The 18,735-nt window shown below is 66.5% G+C and carries 15 protein-coding genes and 1 pseudogene; 8 read left to right on the forward strand and 8 right to left on the reverse strand.

Annotated elements, in window-relative coordinates; all coding sequences use genetic code 11:
- Positions 1-399: 399 nt before the first annotated feature.
- The gene (locus AC10QF_RS13990) at positions 400-945 is read right to left on the reverse strand and encodes a WG repeat-containing protein (RefSeq protein ID WP_111126972.1); all 546 of its coding nucleotides are present in this window, start codon (positions 943-945) and stop codon (positions 400-402) included.
- Positions 942-2,648, reverse strand: a complete 1,707-nt coding sequence (locus tag AC10QF_RS13995) for an alkaline phosphatase (protein ID WP_494542396.1) — start codon at positions 2,646-2,648, stop codon at positions 942-944. The genes AC10QF_RS13990 and AC10QF_RS13995 overlap by 4 nt, the downstream gene beginning before the upstream one ends.
- A 154-nt stretch (positions 2,649-2,802) precedes the next feature.
- On the opposite strand from AC10QF_RS13995, the gene AC10QF_RS14000 reads away from it, so the two are divergent.
- Positions 2,803-4,137 (forward strand): dicarboxylate/amino acid:cation symporter, encoded by a 1,335-nt coding sequence (locus AC10QF_RS14000; RefSeq protein ID WP_005418056.1) that lies wholly within the window; start codon positions 2,803-2,805, stop codon positions 4,135-4,137.
- A gap of 255 nt (positions 4,138-4,392) precedes the next feature.
- Here AC10QF_RS14000 and AC10QF_RS14005 read toward each other — a convergent pair whose 3' ends face one another.
- Positions 4,393-5,166, reverse strand: coding sequence for a C40 family peptidase (locus AC10QF_RS14005; RefSeq protein ID WP_061479643.1), 774 nt, complete (start codon positions 5,164-5,166; stop codon positions 4,393-4,395).
- Positions 5,167-5,297: 131 nt separating this feature from the next.
- Positions 5,298-5,837, reverse strand: coding sequence for a C40 family peptidase (locus AC10QF_RS14010; RefSeq protein ID WP_494542397.1), 540 nt, complete (start codon positions 5,835-5,837; stop codon positions 5,298-5,300).
- Positions 5,838-5,948: 111 nt separating this feature from the next.
- Here AC10QF_RS14010 and AC10QF_RS14015 point away from each other — a divergent pair, with 111 nt between their 5' ends.
- The 7 genes and pseudogenes from AC10QF_RS14015 to AC10QF_RS14045 all read left to right on the forward strand — a co-directional run bounded on the left by AC10QF_RS14015 (position 5,949) and on the right by AC10QF_RS14045 (position 11,502).
- Complete coding sequence (locus AC10QF_RS14015; protein ID WP_005418041.1) at positions 5,949-6,431, forward strand: FKBP-type peptidyl-prolyl cis-trans isomerase; 483 nt, start codon at positions 5,949-5,951, stop codon at positions 6,429-6,431.
- A gap of 99 nt (positions 6,432-6,530) precedes the next feature.
- Positions 6,531-7,775 (forward strand): DUF418 domain-containing protein, encoded by a 1,245-nt coding sequence (locus tag AC10QF_RS14020; protein WP_494542398.1) that lies wholly within the window; start codon positions 6,531-6,533, stop codon positions 7,773-7,775.
- Between the two features lie 26 nt (positions 7,776-7,801).
- Positions 7,802-7,963 (forward strand): annotated as a pseudogene (locus AC10QF_RS14025) (amino acid dehydrogenase); the annotation flags it as partial.
- Positions 7,960-9,318: a glutathione-disulfide reductase gene (gene gorA, locus AC10QF_RS14030; protein ID WP_005418027.1), complete on the forward strand. Its 1,359-nt coding sequence runs from the start codon at positions 7,960-7,962 to the stop codon at positions 9,316-9,318. The pseudogene AC10QF_RS14025 and the gene gorA, both read left to right, overlap by 4 nt.
- Positions 9,319-9,478: 160 nt before the next feature.
- Positions 9,479-10,399: a DMT family transporter gene (locus AC10QF_RS14035; RefSeq protein WP_005418025.1), complete on the forward strand. Its 921-nt coding sequence runs from the start codon at positions 9,479-9,481 to the stop codon at positions 10,397-10,399.
- Positions 10,306-10,734 (forward strand): MGMT family protein, encoded by a 429-nt coding sequence (locus AC10QF_RS14040; RefSeq protein ID WP_372484192.1) that lies wholly within the window; start codon positions 10,306-10,308, stop codon positions 10,732-10,734. Before AC10QF_RS14035 ends, AC10QF_RS14040 begins: the two co-directional genes overlap by 94 nt.
- Positions 10,735-10,827: 93 nt before the next feature.
- On the forward strand, positions 10,828-11,502 hold the full coding sequence (locus AC10QF_RS14045) for a rhomboid family intramembrane serine protease (RefSeq protein WP_005410509.1): 675 nt from the start codon (positions 10,828-10,830) through the stop codon (positions 11,500-11,502).
- A gap of 90 nt (positions 11,503-11,592) precedes the next feature.
- Here AC10QF_RS14045 and AC10QF_RS14050 read toward each other — a convergent pair whose 3' ends face one another.
- The 4 genes from AC10QF_RS14050 to AC10QF_RS14065 form a co-directional block, all read right to left on the reverse strand.
- Positions 11,593-13,176: a phytoene desaturase family protein gene (locus AC10QF_RS14050; RefSeq protein ID WP_494542399.1), complete on the reverse strand. Its 1,584-nt coding sequence runs from the start codon at positions 13,174-13,176 to the stop codon at positions 11,593-11,595.
- Between the two features lie 74 nt (positions 13,177-13,250).
- Positions 13,251-13,745: a VOC family protein gene (locus AC10QF_RS14055; protein WP_088497839.1), complete on the reverse strand. Its 495-nt coding sequence runs from the start codon at positions 13,743-13,745 to the stop codon at positions 13,251-13,253.
- 123 nt (positions 13,746-13,868) lie between these two features.
- The gene (locus AC10QF_RS14060; RefSeq protein WP_005418018.1) at positions 13,869-15,878 is read right to left on the reverse strand and encodes a M13 family metallopeptidase; all 2,010 of its coding nucleotides are present in this window, start codon (positions 15,876-15,878) and stop codon (positions 13,869-13,871) included.
- A 216-nt stretch (positions 15,879-16,094) separates the two neighbouring features.
- On the reverse strand, positions 16,095-18,197 hold the full coding sequence (locus tag AC10QF_RS14065; protein ID WP_111127003.1) for a M13 family metallopeptidase: 2,103 nt from the start codon (positions 18,195-18,197) through the stop codon (positions 16,095-16,097).
- Positions 18,198-18,735 lie beyond the last annotated feature (538 nt).

Raw genomic sequence — 18,735 nt, forward strand, 5'->3', positions numbered from 1 at the left:
CATGTAAGCTCGGTCGCCGCATCCATGCGGCTCACGCCCCCGCAACCGGACCCACCCCGCCTTCGACAGTTTCCTGCGAACTGTCGGATTGCTCATGGGGTCAGATCCGTTTTCCTGCGGAAAACGGATCTGACCCCGGATTCAATTCGATAGCTGACAGATCTGATCCACGCATGGCGTGGACGGTCCAACCGTCACCAGAAAACTCTCGGGGGTGGGGCGGTGTGGGTGGGCAGGACCGTTGGCGCCATGGATGGCGCCATCGAGCCCCCAAGGACGGGTTTACGGCGTGTCCTGACCAACCACACCGCCCCGCCCAACCAACAGAAATCCAGAGCCGTTTGGCTGTTGCTGTTGCTCTGGCTTGTAGCAGGTGCAGGGCGCAGCCCTGCCGAAACCCTACTTCACCCGGCGGCCCGAGCGGTCGATGCGGAACCGCTCTCCGCCTTCCATCGGCGTGTGGCCATCGGCATCCGGCGTGCCGCGACGGCAGCCGTTGCAGACCTCGGCCACGCCGTCCTGGAACGGCCACCCGAAATCGAAGGTGCCGGGCACCACCTGGCGGAACTTCAGGTCGAAGTAGCCCACGCGGTGGCCGACGCGTGCGCGCAGCAGGCCTTCCTGCGGAGTTTCCGGGCCGTTGTCCCAGGTAAGCACCGGCAGGCTGTGGCCCGTGCGGTCGACGTAGTGGAAGCCCTGGTCGGCATACACCACGGCCAGGCCGTGGTCGTCGTAGTTCAGGTCCTTCAGCGTATCGGCGCTGATCTTCAGCCGGTGATCGACCACCTCGCAGTTGGGGAGCGGCCACAACCCGTGTTCGTCGGTCAGCAGCTTGCATGCCGGTGCCTGTGCCTGTGCATTGGCACTGACCAGCACGCCAAGCATTGCCAGCGACCGCGCAAAGCGGCCGCTGGCAGGGGCAGGGCGGGCCTGCCGCGCGATCACTTGGCCTCGGCCTTGCGTTCGAAGGCCGTCGGTGCCGGCAACTGCACAGGGACGCCCTTGTCATCGCAGGTGCCGGCCTGGCACAGGCGCTCGCGCAGGGCTGGGGTGGCCTGCACGATCATGTGGTAGATCGCGTTCTGTTCCAGCGTGCCGCGGATCGCCTTGCTGCCCGGGCCACGTGCCCAGATGCCGACGTCCTCACCACCATGCGATTCGGACTTCATCGGCACCAGCGCTTCCTGCATGTAGTCCGGATGCTCGGTGTCGACCTCGCGCAGGTTCGGGCGACCGTTGGCCGGTTCGAAGCTGCTTGGGTTGTGCGGGTAGCGCTTCGGCCCGGCCGGCTGCTGGTTGCTGCTGCCGGTGTGGCCTGGGCCGTTGGCGTAGCTCAGCGTGGTGTACGGCTGGCCGGTGCCGTCCAGGGCGTAGTCCAGCTTGCCGGCGCCGTCTTCGCCGCCCTTGTCCTTCACCTTGCCCAGGATCGGGTTGCCGCGTGCCGGGTAGCCGACGAAGTTCAGCGTGTGCGAGTGGTCGGCGGTGACGATGATCAGGGTGTCGTCGGCCGAGGTCAGCTCGTTGGCCACGCGCACCGCATCGGACAGCGCCACGGTCTCGGTCAGTGCACGGTAGGCATTGCCGCTGTGGTTGGCGTGGTCGATACGCGCGCCTTCGATCATCAGCACGTAGCCTTCCGGGTGCCTGGAAAGGTTCTTGATCGCTGCAGCCGTCAGTTCGGCCAGGCTCGGCTCACCGCCCGGATCCTGCGGGCGCTCGTACTCGTAGCGCATGTGGTCCGGTTCGAACAGGCCAAGGATGGACGGCGCATTGGCGGCCGCGGCCAGCTGCTTGCTGTTCCAGACATAGGCACCCTGCGGATGCGCCTCCTGCCATTCCTGGACCAGGCTGCGGCCGTCCAGGCGCTGGCCGACCTTGTCGTCGTATTCCGGGTCGCGCTCTTCCACGGTGGTGAACTCACCACGGCCGCCACCAAGGGCGACAAGCGGGCCGCGCCCATAGCGCGAGGTCGACAGCAGCTGCTGGGCGATGTCCTTGCAGCCGGCCGCCTTGGCCGCTTCAGTCAGGTCGGTGTCGTTTTCCCAGTTGCGCTCGGGCGAGTGCGCGTAGGTGGCAGCCGGGGTGGCATGGGTCAGGCGTGCGGTGGAGACCACGCCGGTGGCCAGGCCGGCGCTGTCGGCCAGCTGCAGCCAGGTCAGCAGGCCCTTGGACAGGCTGTCGGCACAGTCGGTGCGGCTTCCGGCACTGACGCCGATCGCGCCCATGTGGGTCTTCACGCCGGTGGTGATGGCGGTCATGGTGCCGGCCGAATCAGGCGTCTGCGAATCGGTGTTGTAGGTCTTGCTGAACGCCGTGGCCGGGAAGCGTTCCCAAGACAGCAGGTTCTCCTCGCCGGAGCCGCCCTTGCGCTGGCCCTCGTAGATGCGCGAGGCGGCCACAGTGGTCAGGCTCATGCCGTCACCGAGGAACAGGATGACGTTCTTGGCCTTGCCGGACATCGCACCATTGGCCGCAGCCTGGGCGGCCCCGCTGCGGTACCACCACTGCGGGGTCTCGCCGGCCGGATGGGCGACGGGATCGACGGCGACCTTCAGGCCGGCCGGGGCGGACGCGGGGGCGGAGCTGGCGCAGGCGCCCAGCAGAAGGGTGGTGGCGCAGGCGGCCAACAGGGAGACGGAACGACGCATGGACGCTGGGATCTCACAAACTGTAACGGGACATTCATTATGCCCGCCCCAGCAAGGCACGCCGATGACACACTGATTTGCCGGCCGGGCGGTCGTTCTGCGGGCTGCCTTGGGCTATCGTGCCAGCATCCCTTCCTTCCCCTCTGGATTGCCTATGAAGCTGGTCTCTGCCTGGCTGCGGATTCCGTTCTGGCAGCGCGTGGTCGGTGGCTTCGTGCTCGGCGCGCTGGCCGGCTGGGCGCTCGGCCCGGCCGCGGAAACGTGGTTTGGCCCGCTCGGTGAGCTGTACGTCACCCTGATCAAGATGATCGCCGTGCCGCTGGTGTTCTTCGCGGTCATCAACGCGATCTCGTCGCTGCACGGGCAGAAGTCCGTGGCCGCGCTCAGTGGGCGCACCTTCCTGTGGTTCGTGATTACCGCTGCGCTGGCAGTGTGTGTCGGCCTGGCCGTGGGTACGGTGCTGCAGCCCGGCGCGGGTGGCCTGCAGTTGTCGATGGCCAGCAACTACGTGCCGCGCGAAGTGCCCAGCGTGGTGCAGGTGCTGCTGGACGTGGTGCCTGCCAATGTCTTCTATGCGCTGTCCGGCATCGGCACCAAGGTCAACGCGGCCGGTGAGACCGTGCTGGCTGCGGGTCGCGGCTCGATCCTGCCGGTGATCTTCTTCGCCGGCCTGGTGGGCTTTGCCATCGTCAAGCTGGGCGAGAAGGTGACCGAGGCGCGCAAGCTGGTCGGCCAGATGAGCGACATCATGATCCAGGTGACCCGCTTCGTGCTGGAAGTCACCCCGATCGGCACCTTCGGCCTGATCGCAGGCCTGGTCGGCAGCTATGGGTTCGAGAAGCTGCTGCCGCTGGGCCATTTCGTGCTGGCGTTGTACGTGGCCTGTGCGCTGCACATCGTGGTGGTCTACAGCGCGCTGCTGCTGGCGCACGGCCTGAACCCGCTGAAGTTCTTCCGTGGCGCCGCACCGGGCATGCAGGTTGCGTTCGTCAGCTCGTCCAGCTTTGCTGCGATGCCGGTGGCGCTGCGTTCGATCACCCACAACCTGGGCGTGAACAAGGACTACGGTTCGTTCGCGGTGCCGCTGGGCGCCAGCATCAAGATGGACGGCTGCGGCGCGATCTATCCGGCGCTGTGCGCGGTGTTCATTTCGCAGTACAGCGGCGTGCCGCTGACCCCGGAGCAGTACGTGGTGGTGCTGATCGCCTCGGTGCTGGGCAGCTTCGGCACCGCCGGCGTGCCGGGTACTGCGGTGATCATGGCCACGGTGGTGCTGAGCGCAGCCAATCTGCCGCTGGAGACCATCGGCTACCTGTATGCCATCGACCGCATCCTGGACATGATGCGCACGATGACGAATGTGACCGGCCAGATGCTGGTGCCGGTGCTCGTGGCCAAGGAGACCGGGTTGCTCGACCAGGCGGTGTATGACAATCCGTCCAGCAATGTGGGCGTGGACGATCCTGACCCGACACCGCCACGCGCCTAAGGTCGCGTGGAGATGAAAGGCCCGCCCTGACCCGGCGGGCCTTTTGTTTGGGAGCTGGTTGGCGCGGTGGCGGCCAAGGCGGGTCCTGGTAGATCCACGCCATGCGTGGATGGAGGCAGTGCCGACCAACGGTCGGCACCCACCAGGGCAGGCGGCGCGATGCCGACCAAGGTCGGCACCTACCGGGGGCGCAAACAAAAAAGCCGCTGCAGGGCAGCGGCTTCTCGCATCAGGCGGCGCCGTAGCGCCAGCGGGTCAGAGGTCGACCCGGCGGGCCTGCATGAACTTGTTGCCCCAGTAGCCACTGAGCAGGGTGTCCACGCGCACGTCCTTGCCGGAGCTCGGTGCGTGCAGGAAGCGGCCGTCGCCGACATAGATGCCGACGTGGTCGACGCGGCCCTTGCGGCCGAAGAACACCAGGTCACCTGCGGCCAGCGCGGTGCGGTCGTTGATCAGTTCGGCGTTGTCATCGTGGGCCATCTCGCGCGAGACGCGCGGCAGCTCGATGCCCAGGGCCGAACGGAACACATAACCGACCAGGCCGCTGCAGTCGAAACCGCTGTCCGGGTTGCTGCCACCCCAACGGTACGGGGTGCCCAGCAGGGTCATCGCGCGGCGCAGCAGCGACTGCACCTTGCCGTTGTCGGCGGCGGTACCGACAACGCTGCCATTGGCGGCGCTGCTGGTGTCGTAATTGGCGAGCAGGCGGCTGAGGTCGCCGGCCACCACGGCCGAGCGGTCCATCAGCGGAATGGTGTCGTTGGCGGCCAGGTGCGGCAGCAGGGCGGCCAGCGTGGCGCTGGCGGCGGCATCGACGCGGCTGCGCTGCGGAGCGGCAGCCTCGGCCTTGGCGGCCGGTCGAGCGACGCTCTCGGCCACCGGGGCCGGGGGCACATCGGAACGGTTCGGAGCGGTCTGCGACCAGGCCGGAAGGCTGGTCAGGCACAGTGCCAGGCCAAGCAACAACGGGCGGGCACTGCGTGAAGATACGGAAGTCTGGCCTTCGCTTTTCAGGTCGTCAGTCGTCACGCGTCGGTCACAGGAAAAAAACGATGGGGCATCATGCCCTGTAAAAGCGCCGATAAGTTAAAAATTCCGTTAGTAAAGCGTTATTGCGGTAGTGATTTTCGTCACAGTTTTGAACATATCGCCTGTTCATTTTAGCGAAGGACGCGTTTCGCCCCCGTGTAGTGGTCTTTCCAGTAGGGGCCGCTGAGCGAGTCGAGGCGTACCGTTCCGCCGGTACTCGGCGCGTGCACGAAACGCCCCTCACCTACATAGATGCCGACATGGGTGACGCTGCCTCGGCTGCCAAAGAACACCAGATCGCCGGTGGCCAGGCGCTGCGGATCGATCTTCGGGCCCTGTACCGCGGCCAGGTCGCGCGAGGTGCGCGGCAGTCGCAGGTCCAGCATTTCCCGATAGACATAGGCGACCAGGCCGCTGCAGTCGAAGCCCGAATCCGGGGTATTGCCGCCATAGCGGTAGGGCGTGCCGACCAGGCTGATGGCCCGCATCAGCACCGAGTTGGCGGCCTCGGGGTTGTCCGGCATGGTCTTCGGCCAGTTCGCCGTCGGCGGCGGCGGCGCCGGGCGGGTGGCCTTGCCGCCTCCACAGGCGGTCATCAACACGGGCAGGGCCAGCAACAGGGCCGGGGCGAGGAACCGGCGCGGGCCGGACGAAACTGGCGTGATGTGCATGATCTCCGGATAATGCGCCACCTTGGATTGGCCGTCATGATGGCGGCGTCCCCGCCGGGCGACAACCCGCCCCAACCCGCCTGCCTCCGGCAGATCCAGACAGAGTTGCGCATGAAGATCGAAAAAGACCGCGTTGTCCGCTTCCACTACACCGTTTCCGAAGTCGGCCAGGAGCCGATCGAGTCGTCCAAGGACCGCGGCGAGCCGCTGGCGATCCTGATCGGCCACGGCAACATCATCCCGGGCCTGGAAAACGCCATGATGGACAAGGAAGCCGGCGCGACCTTCAACGTCGACGTCAAGGCGGCCGATGCCTACGGCGAGCGTCGTGAAGGCCTGTCCCAGCGCGTGCCGAAGAAGCACTTCGGCAACACCAAGCTGGCCCCGGGCCAGCAGGTCGTGCTGCAGACCAACTTCGGCCCGCGTGCGGTGACCGTGCAGAAGGTCGGCATGAGCGTCGTCGACGTCGACCTGAACCACCCGATGGCCGGCAAGGACCTGCACTTCGACGTCGAGATCGTCGACGTGCGCGAAGCCGGCAAGGAAGAGATCGACCACGGCCACGTCCACGGCGACGGTGGTCACCAGCACTGATCGCAGCGCGATCGTGATGGATGCAGCGGCCCGCTTCGGCGGGCCGTTGCGCTTCTGGAACACGGCGCGGCCATCCATGGCGTACGGGCCGGCGGCATAATGGCGGACCTGCCTGACGGACGCCCCGTGAACGCCGCTTCTCCTTCCCTGCAGCCGGTCGCTTCCGGCGAACGCATCGCCGTGCTGGACGTGCTGCGCGGTGCCGCGCTGCTGGGCATCCTGCTGATGAACATCGAGGCCTTCAGCGGACCGCTGGACCTGGCCTTCACCGGCATCGACGTGCATTGGCACGGCATCGACTACTGGGCCGATGCCTTTGTGTACGTGTTCGTGCAGGGCAAGTTCTTCACCCTGTTCTCGCTGCTGTTCGGCGCCGGCTTCGCGGTGATGGCGCAGCGCGCTGAGGCCGCCGGGCGCGACTTCACCCCGTTCTATCTGCGCCGCAGCGCTGGCTTGCTGCTGATCGGCCTGTGCCACGCGCTGCTGGTCTGGTCCGGCGACATCCTGGTGATGTACGCGTTGGTCTCGTTGCCGTTGCTGGCCTGCCGGGAGGCGCCGCGCAGCTGGCTGCCGTGGATGGGCGTGACCGTCTATCTGGGCGGCGTTGCGCTGATGCTGCTGGTGGGCGCGATGGTGTCGATGGCTTCGACCGAAGAGGTGCGGGGCATGCTTGCCGAGGCGCAGCAGAGCATCGACCTGCAGCGGCAGGTGTACGGGCAGGGCAGCTGGGCGCAGGCCACTGTGCAGCGCCTGAGCGAGTTCGGCACCTCGATGGGCGCGCTGCTGATCACCGGCCCGGAAGTGCTGGGCATGTTCCTGATCGGCAGCTGGTTCGCCGGCAGCGGCGCGTTGGCGACGCCGGAGCGCTTTCCGCGGCTGTACGCGGTGCTGCGTTGGGGGGCACTGCCGCTGGGCCTTGTGGTCACGCTGCTGGGTGTTGCCTGGAAGCCCTATCTGGCGCCGGGTGCCTACGGCCTGCCGGCGACGGCGGCGATGGCGCTGGTGACGATCGGTGGCCTGCCGATGTGCCTGGGTTACCTCGCGTGGATCGCGCATTGGCGTGCGCGGTTGGCCTGGCTGGCACCGGTCGGGCGCATGGCGCTGACCCACTATCTTGGCCAGTCGCTGCTGTGTACCTGGACCTTCTACCAGTATGGCCTGGGCAGGTTCGAGACGATGCCGCGCAGCGTGCAGCTGTTGTTCGCGCTGCTGCTGTTTGCCGCGCAGGTGGTCTTCTCGCACCTGTGGCTGCGCCATTTCCGCTTCGGCCCGATCGAGTGGATATGGCGTGCGATGACCTATCGGCAGTGGCCATCGATGCGGCGCAGCACGGAGCAGGGGTGAGCGATGGGCACGCATGCGCTGTGCCGATCGGCCGCGCGCCCGCGCATCCTCACGTCTGGCTTGCAGCGGGGCATGGCATGCTCGGCATCAGCATGAGCGCCGGCACCGGCCAGCTGATCGCCGATCTCGTCTGCGGCCGCACGCCAGCGATCGATCCTGCCCCTTACCGACCCGAGCGATTCCGATGAGCACTGCACCTTATGATTACGACCTGATCGTCCTTGGCGGCGGCTCCGCCGGCCTGGCCGGCGCCATCCGCGCAGCACAGCATGGCAAGCGCGTGGCGATGCTGGAACCGGGCGAACTGGGCGGAACCTGTGTCAATGTTGGCTGCGTGCCGAAGAAGGCGATGTGGCTGGCGGCCGACCTGCACGAGCGCATCGGCCTGGCCAATGCGATGGGCTTCGATGTCGAGGCACGCCCGGCGCTGTCGTGGAAGGAGCTGGTGATCCATCGCCAGGCCTACATCACCAACATCCACACCAGCTACCGCAAGCGCCTGGATGAAACCGGCGTGGTGCGCATCCCTGCGCGCGGCCGTCTGCTCGATGCGCATACCGTGGCCTGCAGTGACGGCGTGCATTACAGCGCCGAGCACATCCTGATCGCCACCGGCGCGCATCCGCTGCGCCCGGATATTCCCGGCGCTGAACTGGGCCTGGTTTCCGATGACTTCTTCGATCTGCGTGCGGCACCGGCCGAGGTGGCGATCATCGGTGGCGGTTACATCGCGGTGGAGCTGGCCGGCCTGCTGCAGGCACTGGGCAGCAAGGTCAGCCTGCTGGTGCGCGGCCAGCGGCTGCTGGATCGCTTCGATTACGAGCTGACCGATCAGCTGGCCGAGAACCTGAAGCAGCAGGGCGTGCGCATCCATTTCGGCTATCGCCTGCGCGAACTGCAGCGCGATGGCGAACGCGTACGTGCGTTCGGTCATGATGGCCCGCTCGACAGCGTGTTCGATGCAGTGTTCTTCGCCACCGGCCGGCGCGGCAACAGCCGTGATCTGGGCCTGGAAGCGCTGGGCATCGGCATCGGCGAGCACCAGCAGGTGGAGGTGGACGAATGGCAGACCACCTCTGTGCCGAGCGTGCACGCGGTGGGCGACATCGCTGGCAAGGTCGGCCTGACGCCGGTGGCGGTGGCCGCTTCACGGCGGCTGATGGACCGCCTGTTCGGTGGACGGCCGCAATCGAAGATGGATTACGAGAACGTGGCCAGCGTGGTGTTCTCGCACCCGCCGCTGGGTGCTGTGGGCATGAGCGAAGAAGAAGCGCGCGCGCGTTTTGACCAGGTGAGCGTTTACCACAGCCGTTTCCGCCCGATGCTGCAGGCGCTGGCCAACGGCACCCAGCGCAGCCTGTTCAAGATGGTGTGCGCGGGCCCGGAGGAGCGCGTGGTGGGTATCCACCTGCTGGGCGAAGCGGCCGACGAGATCCTGCAGGGCTTCGCGGTGGCGGTGAAGATGGGCGCGACCAAGGCCCAGTTCGACGACACCGTGGCGATCCACCCGACCTCGGCCGAGGAAGTGGTGCTGATGCGCTGACCTGGGCGGTTGTAGCGCCGAGCCTATGCTCGGCTGCTTTTCGCCCCGCCTTGGCGGAGTCTGGCGCGGGCTCGACGCTACAGGACAGCAGGCGCCCCCATGCGACAATGGGCGCCCCCACGTCTTACCGGGCCGCTCTGCGCGGCCCGCCGTCGTCCTGATGTCCACTCCCGCTTCCCGCATCGCTACGGCTTCCCCGCGCATTGCGCTGGGGGGTATCGGCCTGGCCGCGATCGGCGCCATCGCCGCCTCCGGCAAGGCCATCATCGTCAAGCTCGGCCTGCGTCATGGCGTCGATGCCACCTCGCTGCTCGCCCTGCGCATGCTGATGGCGCTGCCGCTGTTCGTGCTGATGGCACTGTGGGCTGCGCGCCGGGCAGAGCCGCTGTCCTGGGCCGACCGCGCACGCGTGCTGTGGCTGGGCTTCACCGGCTACTACCTGTCCAGCCTGCTCGATTTCCAGGGCCTGCAGTACATCAGCGTGACCCTGGAGCGGCTGATTCTTTACTTGAACCCGACCCTGGTGTTGCTGATCAACGTGCTGCTGGCACGGCAGCGGCCGGGCCGCTGGCAGATCGGCGCGCTGGTGCTGAGCTATCTGGGCGTGCTGCTGGCCTTTGGCCACGATCTGCAGCGCGAAGGTGGGCAGATCATCGTCGGCAGCCTGCTGGTGCTGGGCAGTGCGCTCAGCTACGCGCTGTACCTGTTCGGCAGCGGGCAGGTGGTGGCACGCATCGGCGCGGTGCGGTTGACCGCCTACGCCAGCTGCGTGGCCAGCGTGCTGGTGCTGCTGCACTTCGCGGTGACCCATCCGCTGCCGCTGCTGTGGCAGGCACCGGCGCCGGTGCAGTGGCTGTCGTTGGTCAATGCCACCGTGTGCACGGTGCTGCCGGTGCTGGCGATCATGCTGGCGGTGCAGCGCGTGGGTTCGTCGCTGGCCGCGCAGGTCGGTATGCTGGGCCCTGTTTCCACCATCGTGATGAGCCTATGGCTGCTCGACGAACCGATGGGGCCGGCACAGATCGCCGGCACCGTGCTGGTGCTGATCGGCGTTCTGCTGGTGACCCGCCTGCGGCGCTGACGCCGGAGCAGGCGCGTGCGCGCATCCTGGCGGTGATCCGCGCGATCCCGGCGGGGCAGGTGATGGGCTACGGCCAGGTGGCGATGCGCGCGGGCCTGCCCGGGCGTGCGCGCCTGACCGCGCGCATCCTGGGCCAGAACGACGACCCGGACCTGCCCTGGCACCGCGTGCTGCGCTCGGATGGGCGCATCGCCATGGAAGAAGGGTCGGCGGGCTGGCGCGAGCAGTCGCAGCGGCTGCGTGCCGAGGGCGTGGTGGTTGAGAACGGCCGGGTGCGGATGCCCACGACCGATCCGGCGGTTGTGCTGGATGCTGCCGTTTGGGGCCCGGGCTGAGCATCGCTGGCGACTGAACAGGCCGGACCTGCCGGTCGCCAACAAGGCGCGGTGCTGCGGCTATGATGGAGGCCGTTCCATGCCGGTGCTCCCATGTTCCCGCGTCTGCCAACCGTCACCAAGGCCCTGCTGATCGCCAACGCGATCCTGTTCCTGCTGCAGCAGCCGTTCCTGCTTGGCATGCAGACCTTCGAGCCGTTCATGCTGCAACCGCTGCAGCAAGGCTTCGATGCGTTCTCGCCGGGCGGCAACTTCCAGCCGTGGCAGCTGCTGACCTATGGCTTCCTGCATGGCAGCTTCGGCCACCTGTTCTTCAACATGCTGGCGGTCTTCATGTTCGGTGCGCCACTGGAGCAGACCTGGGGCGAGAAGCGCTTCCTGCTGTACTACCTGGTCTGCGTGGCCGGTGCCGGTGTCTGCCAGCTGCTGGTGGGTACGCTGCTGGAGAACCCGGCCACGGTGCTGGGTGCCTCTGGCGGCGTGTTCGGCCTGCTGCTGGCCTACGGCATGCTGTTCCCGAACCAGCGGGTGATGCTGCTGTTCCCACCGATCCCGATGAAGGCGCGCACCTTCGTGATCCTGTTCGGCGTGGGCGAACTGGTGCTGGGCATGACCGGCTGGCAGCCGGGCGTGGCCCACTTCGCGCACCTCGGCGGCATGCTGTTCGGCTGGTTGCTGATCCGCTACTGGCGAGGGCAGCCGCCGTTCAACAAGCGCCGACCGCCCGGCCCACCGAAGCGCCCGAACCATCTGCGCAGCGTCAAATGATCCGAAGGATCATTTGACGCTGTAGGTGCCGACCGTTGGTCGGCACGCCTTCTCCCACGCGGGTAGGTGCCAACCTTGGGTGGCACGCCTTCAGAGATCCTGCAACACCACCTGCGCCGCATTGTGACCTGGCGCGCCGGTCACGCCGCCCCCGGGATGTGTTCCCGACCCGCACAGATACAGGCCGGGCAGGGCACCACGATAGCCAGCCTGGCCAACCATCGGCCGTGCCGAGAACAACTGGTTGGCACTGAGCGCTCCGTGGAAGATGTCGCCGCCGATCAAGCCGAAGGTGCGCTCCAGATCCAGCGGTGACAGCACCTGGCGGCCCAGTACGCTGCCAGCGAAACCCGGCGCATACCGTTCAACGGTGGCGATCATCAGATCGGCCACCGTTTCACGATGATCATCCCAGTGACGCCCACCGGGCAGCACGGGCGCCACGTGCTGGCAGAACAGGCTGGCCACATGCTGCCCGGGCGGCGCCAGCGAATCGTCCAGCGTGCTGGGAATGAGCATTTCCACGATCGGTTCGCGTGACCAGCCATTGCGACGCGCATCCAGCCAGGCACGGTCCATGTAATCCAGGCTGGGGGCCATGATGATCCCGGCGCTGAGGTGATCGCCGGGACCGGGCAGAGCGCGGAAGTCCGGCAGCTGCGACAGCGCGACATTCATCCGGAACGTGCCCGAACCGCAGCGCCAGTTCGCCATGCGTTCGCGCGTTGCGTCCGGTACCTGCTCCGGTGCCAGCATCTGCTCATACAGCAGCTTTGGATTGACGTTGGCGATCATCGCGCGTGCGCGCAGGATTTCGCCGTTGGCCAGCGCCACGCCCACGACACGACCCTGCTCGATCAGCAGGCGTTGCACACCGGCATCCACGCGCAGCTCAGCCCCGGCCTCCCGCGCGGCAGTGGCGATGGCCTGGCTGATCGCGCCCATGCCACCGATCGCATGGCCCCACGCACCTTTCATGCCATTGCACTGGCCGAACACGTGGTGCAGCAGTACGTAGGCACTGCCCGGTGTATACGGGCTTGCGTAGTTGCCGACGATGCCATCGAAGCCGAACAGCGCCTTGATCGGCTCGCTTTCGAACCAGCGGTCCAGGTACTCGGCGGCCGACAGCGTGAACAGGTCCAGCAGTTCCTGGCGAAGCGGCGCGTCCAGCGTTGCCAGTTCGCGGCCGAGCTTCCCCATCTGCCATAGTTCGGGCAGCGCACGCCAACCACCCGCCACGCCCAAGTCCGGGGGCGCGCGCAGGGCCCAGGCGCGCAGCACATCAGCGAAGATCTCCAGGCGCGCTTCGTATTCGGGTAGCCGCTGTGCATCCCGCTCGGAAAACTTCGCGACCTCGGCCTGGGTGTGGCCCGGTGCGGACAGCAGGTAGCGGCCGTCCGGCAATGGCAGGAAGTTGTTGGCCGGGCGATTGATGATGCGCAGCCCATGCGCATGCAGCTGCAGGTCGTCGATCACCTTCGGCTGCAGCAATGACACCGTGTAGGACGCCACCGAGTTGCGGAACCCGGGGTGGAATTCCTCGGTGACCGCCGCGCCGCCGAGAACGCCACGACGTTCCAGCACCAGCACCTTCTTGCCAGCGCGTGCGAGATAGGCCGCGCAGACCAGGCCGTTGTGGCCGCCACCGATGATGATCGCATCCCAGGACATCAGCACCTCGGAAAAAAGGGGACGGAGGGAATTAAGTCGCAATCCGCATCTGCGCACAGGGGGGAAGAAACGACTTAATCCCCTCCGTCCCCTTTTTTGATTGCCGCTTCGATGGTGGCGATGTCGATCTTCTTCATCGGCATCATCGCATTGAAGGCGCGCTTGGCCAGTGCCTTGTCCTGGCTGGTCACCGCTTCGATCAACATGCGTGGGCTGATCTGCCAGGAAATGCCCCATCGGTCCTTGCACCAACCGCACTGGCTCTCCTGTCCGCCGTTGCTGACGATGGCGTCCCACAAGCGGTCAGTCTCGGCCTGGTCCTCGGTCTGGATCTGGAAGGAGAAGGCTTCGCTGTGCTTGAACGCGGTGCCGCCGTTGAGGCCGACGCAGGGGATGCCGCAGACCGTGAATTCGACCGTCAGTACGTTGCCTTCCTTGCCGTCGGGGTAGTCGCCGGGTGCGTGATGCACCGCAGTCACCGCACTGTCGGGCAGGAGGCTGGCATAGAAGGTGGCGGCCTCGAGCGCGCCGTTGTCGTACCAGATACAGATCGTGTTCTTGTGTGCCATGTCCGGCTCCACGTTGGACGAAGCCGCAGCGATAGCACGCCCGGTGTTAACCCCGGATCGTGCTGCACCCGCAAAAAAAGGGCGCCCGAAGGCGCCCTTTGCACTACCAGTGCGGCAGCGGGCTCAGCGCCAGACCTTGATCTGGTCGGCTTCGCTGCGCTGCATCGGCTGCCCGGCCTTGCAACTGAAGGTGGCACCGAACGCCGGCAGGTTGGCCAGCGTGCCGTTGCTGCGCCACAGGCCCGGTGCGCGGATGTCGGCGGTCAGGCGGCGTGCGGCCTCGTTCGGCGACAGCTGCTGTGCCCACAGCGTCGACCAGGCGCGGAAGAAGCCCTGCTGCTGTGCCTGCTTGGCCTTGGGCTCCTGCGCGGCATACGCCGCCCATGCCAGTTCCAGGCCGGCGATGTCGGCCAGGTTTTCTTCCTGGGTGAGCGTGCCGTTGACCTTGGCACCCTTTACGCCCGGGAAGTCGTAGGCACTGTACTGCGCGGCCACGCGATTGCCGAGCAGGGTCCAGGCGGTCTTGTCGGCCGGTGTCCACCAGCTGCGCAGCTCACCCTTGGCATCGACCAGCGCGCCCTTGGCATCGATCGCACGGGTCAGCTCATGGCCGACCAGGCCACCGAAGCTGCCGAACTTGTCGGCGGCGTCGGCCTTGGCGTTGAACACCGGGCCCTGCAGGATCGCGGCGGTGACGATCAGGCGGTTCTGCGCCAGGTCGTAGGCCAGCGACGGCTGCTGCGGCAGCACGTCCCAGCGGCGGTCGGCATTGCCCTTGCCGATGCGCTTCATTTCCTCGCGGTGGCGCCAGGTCGAAGCAATCAGCATGTTGCCACCAAACGAGCCGCGCCCCATCGGCTGCACGCTGTAGTCCAGGTCGCGCAGCGGCGTGCCGATCTCGATCTTCAGCGCAGCCAGCTTGGCTTGCGCTTCAGCCTTGGCTTCGGCGCTCATCCAGCTGTTGTTCTTGACCGCTTCGATCTGCACTTCGCGCAGCTTGTCGACGATCCACGCCGCCTGGCGACGATCTTCGGCGGACAGGTAGCGCGCGGCATATTCGCGGCCGACCATCGGGCCGGCGGCCACGTTGATCGCATCGAGCACGCTTTCCCAGCGCTGCGGTGGCAGGGTTTCGCCGCGCAGCACGCGGCCACGGAACTCGAACTCGGCGTCGCGGTAGGCCTTGGACAGGTACGGCGCCATCGAATCGCCCACGCGCCAGCGCAGGTAGGCCTTCCACTGGTCCGGCTTGAGCTTGGTGACCATGCCATCGAGCTGCTTGAACAGCCCCGGATCGGCCAGCGAGACCAGGTCGTCATCCACGCCCTGTGCCTTCAGGAAAGCGTCCAGCTGCAGATTGCGGTAGCGGCTGTTGAGCTCCTTGGTGGAGATCGGCGCGTAGTTGTTGAACGGGTTGTTGATGCCGGCCAGCGACTGCGCGTTGCGCGCCAGCTCGGTCTCCAGCGCGATTACCGCCTGCGATTCGGCATCCAGCTTGGCCGCCGGGGTGCCGGTCAGCGCCAGGATCTGCTTGACGTAGTTGCGGTAGCGGCCCATCAGCGCCACGGTGTCGGCGTCGGTGCGGGTATAGAACGCAGGATCCGGCAGGCCCATGCCGCCCTGCATGAAGTAACCGATGTGGCGGTCCAGTGCCTTCAGGTCGACGTCGGGGCCGAAGTTGAAGGCGACCGGGATGCCCACCTGGTGCAGCGCGGCGATCGACGCCGGCACATCCTTGGCCTTCTTGATGGCGTTGATGCGGGTCAGCAGCGGGGCGATCGGATTGGAACCGTCCGCCTCCACGGCGGCTTCGTCAAGGCCACTGGCCCAGAAGTCACCCAGCAGCTTCTGCACATTGCCCTGCGGCGACTTCATCGCGGCGTCGAGCAGGTCGCGCTGCTGCTGGCGGCTGCGGTCGACCAGCTGGCCGAGCGCGGTAGTGGCACCGGTCTGCGGCACCGGGTTGGCCTTCAGCCAGCCTGCATTGGTGGCGTCGTAGAAGTCGCTGCACTGGGCGCTGACGGCCGGGGCGCGTGCGGCCTTCTTCTTGGCGGCGGCAAACGCATCGTGGGTCGGGACCAGAGTCGCCAGGCTGATGCCCAGGGCGATGGCAAGCGGACGGAAGTTGGGCATGTGGAACGAATCCGTGATGGATTGAGGGCGCGCGCACTATAGCAAGCCGGGCATGGGCGCGGCATGCACGCATCACGGTGGCTCCGCCGAGCCGTGCGCCGACCAAGGTCGGCATCTACCAACGGCGTGGGCCATGCGTGGATGACGGGCGCTGTGAACAACAAAGGCCCGGGAATTCCCGGGCCTCTGCAGGTACGCCGCAACGTCAGCCGTGGGTTACCAGATCACCACCTGCTGCTCGCCGCTGCGGGCCATCGGCGAACCGGCCTTGCACTGGAACGCGGCGGCGAAGGTCGGCAGGTTCGACGGCGCACCCATGGCGCGGAACTGCGCCGGGGCGTGCGGGTCGGTGGCCAGGCGGACCTTGGCGTTTTCCGGGGTGTACTTGGTGCGCCACACGGTGGCCCAGTTGAAGAAGAAGCGCTGGTCTCGGGTGAAGCCATCGACCTTCGCATCTTCCTTGCCGGCGGTGGCCTTCTGCAGCGCGTCGTAGGCGGTGGCCAGGCCGCCCAGGTCGGCGATGTTCTCGCCCAGGGTCAGGTGGCCGTTCACCGCCTGGCCGTCGACCTTGTACTGGTCGAACTGCTTGACCAGCTTGCCGGTGAGGCCTTCGAAGTTCTTCTTGTCGGCCGGGGTCCACCAGTCTTCCATGTTGCCGGTCGGCCCGAAGCGTGCACCCTGGTCGTCGTAACCGTGGGTCATTTCATGGCCGATCACCGCACCGATGCCGCCGTAGTTCAGCGCATCGTCGGCCTTCGGATCGAAGAACGGCGGCTGCAGGATGGCGGCCGGGAACACGATCTCGTTCTGCAGCGGGTTGTAGTAGGCGTTGACGGTCTGCGGGGTCATGCCCCACTCGGTCTTGTCCACCGGCTTGCCGATCTTGGACAGGTTGAACTTGTAGTTGAACTCGTTGGCCGCGCGCACGTTGCCCAGGAAGCTGTCGCGCTGGGTCTGCAGGCCCGACCAGTCGCGCCACTTGTCCGGGTAACCGATCTTCGGGGTGAAGGTCTCCCACTTGGCGATGGCCTTGGCCTTGGTTTCCTCGCTCATCCAGCTCAGGCCCTGGATGCGTTCCTTCAGCGCGGCGGCCAGGTTCTTCACCAGCTCTTCCATCTTCGCCTTGGCTTCCGGCGAGAAGGCAACCTTCACGTACAGCTGGCCGAAGGCTTCACCGGCATCGTTCTCGATGGTGCCCAGCACGCGCTTCCAGCGCGGCTTCTGTTCCTTCTGGCCGTTGAGGGTCTTGCCGTAGAACTCGTAGTTCTCCTGCACGAAGGCGTCAGCCAGGTACGGCGAGGCGCTGTCCACGGTGTGGAAGCGCAGGTAGGCGCGCCACACCGACGGGTCGGTATCGCCCAGCGCCTTGCTCACTTCTTCATGGAAGGCCGGCATGGCCAGCGAGAACTTCTCCGGCGCGGCCACGCCCTGCGACTTGAAGAACTCGGTCCAGCTGAAGTTCGGAGTCAGCTTGTCGGCGTCGGCCAGGGTGACCGGGTTGTAGTACAGCTCGACGTTGCGCGACAGCTCGACGCGCGACTTGGAGGCCTTGGCCAGGCGGGTTTCGAACTTGACCACGTCTTCGGCCTGCTTGGCCGCGTCGGCCGCGGCGACGCCGGACAGCTCCAGCACCTTGGCCACGTGCGCCTGGTAGGCCTTCAGCTTGTCGGCGTTCTTGGCATCGGTGTAATAGGTGGTATCCGGCAGGCCCAGGCCGCCCTGGCTGGCGTAGGCCATGTTCATGGCCGAGTTCTTGAAGTCGGCTTCGGCACCGAAGCCGAACAGGACGTTGTCACCCTTGGCGGCGCTGGTGCGCAGGTAGTTGGCGATCGCCGCCTTGTCCTGCAGGCCGTCGATCGCCGCCAGGTCGGCCTTCAGCGGCTCGATGCCCTGTGCGTTGATCTTGGCTTCGTCCATGCCGGTCGCCCACAGGTCGCCGACGATCTTCTCGATGTGGTTCGGATTCTTGACCTGCGCGACCTGTTCGGCCAGCTGGTGCTGCACGGCCACCGAACGCTCGTCGAGGATGGTGAACGCGCCCCAGCTGGTGCGGTCGCCCGGGATTTCGTTGGCGGCCAGCCACTTGCTGTTGACGTAGTCGCCAAAGGCGGTGCAGGCGTCCTTGGTAGTGTCCAGGTCGCTCGGCTGGAAGGCGTTGTAGGCCGGCAGCTTGCTCTCGTCCAGCTTATAGGTGGTGGCTTCGGCGGTGGCCGGGGCGGAGGCGGCGGCATCCTTGGCCGGGGTTTCAGTCTTGCCGCAGCCAACCAGCGCGGCCGAAACGGCCAGGGTCAGCAGCACGATCTTGGGAGTACGGGTCACTTGAATGGCCTCCGGGCCGAGTGAGTCAGGGAGTGGCCGCAGGTGCGACCGTGGGCCGAACGATACGCCGCCGGCCAGACCTGCAAGGGTGTCGAAGGTCATGTCCCCGCGCAAGGGGCGTGCACGCGCCAGGAGGCGTCCCAGGAAGGCACATCGGGCGTCGCCGCAGCGCCGAGCGAGGGCTGTCCGTATGCCTGCCCTGCGGGTGAATTGATGATGAACGCGTGCTCGCGGTTGCCCGCAGGTACGGGTTGCGCGCCTGCCGGGACATGACGTGTCCAGGGCCCTGGACACGAGCGCCATGGCCGCGACAGACGGGGCGTAATGTCGGCTCAAGCCTTTGATTTGAAATGATTCTTTGAACAATGCCGGCGTAGGTTTACGCGCTCATGCTCCATTTCTCTACGTGTCATATCAAATTGAACTTTTGCTGAATGTTGCCGTTTCGTGTCTTTATGTGTATGAATCCCGTTATCGGCACGTGAACAGTTGCTGACTACATTTCCTCTGCCTTGCCGATGCAGAGCTTTTTGTGCCC

It is taken from the genome of Stenotrophomonas maltophilia complex sp. Om-AH-Sm3, from assembly GCF_059337855.1.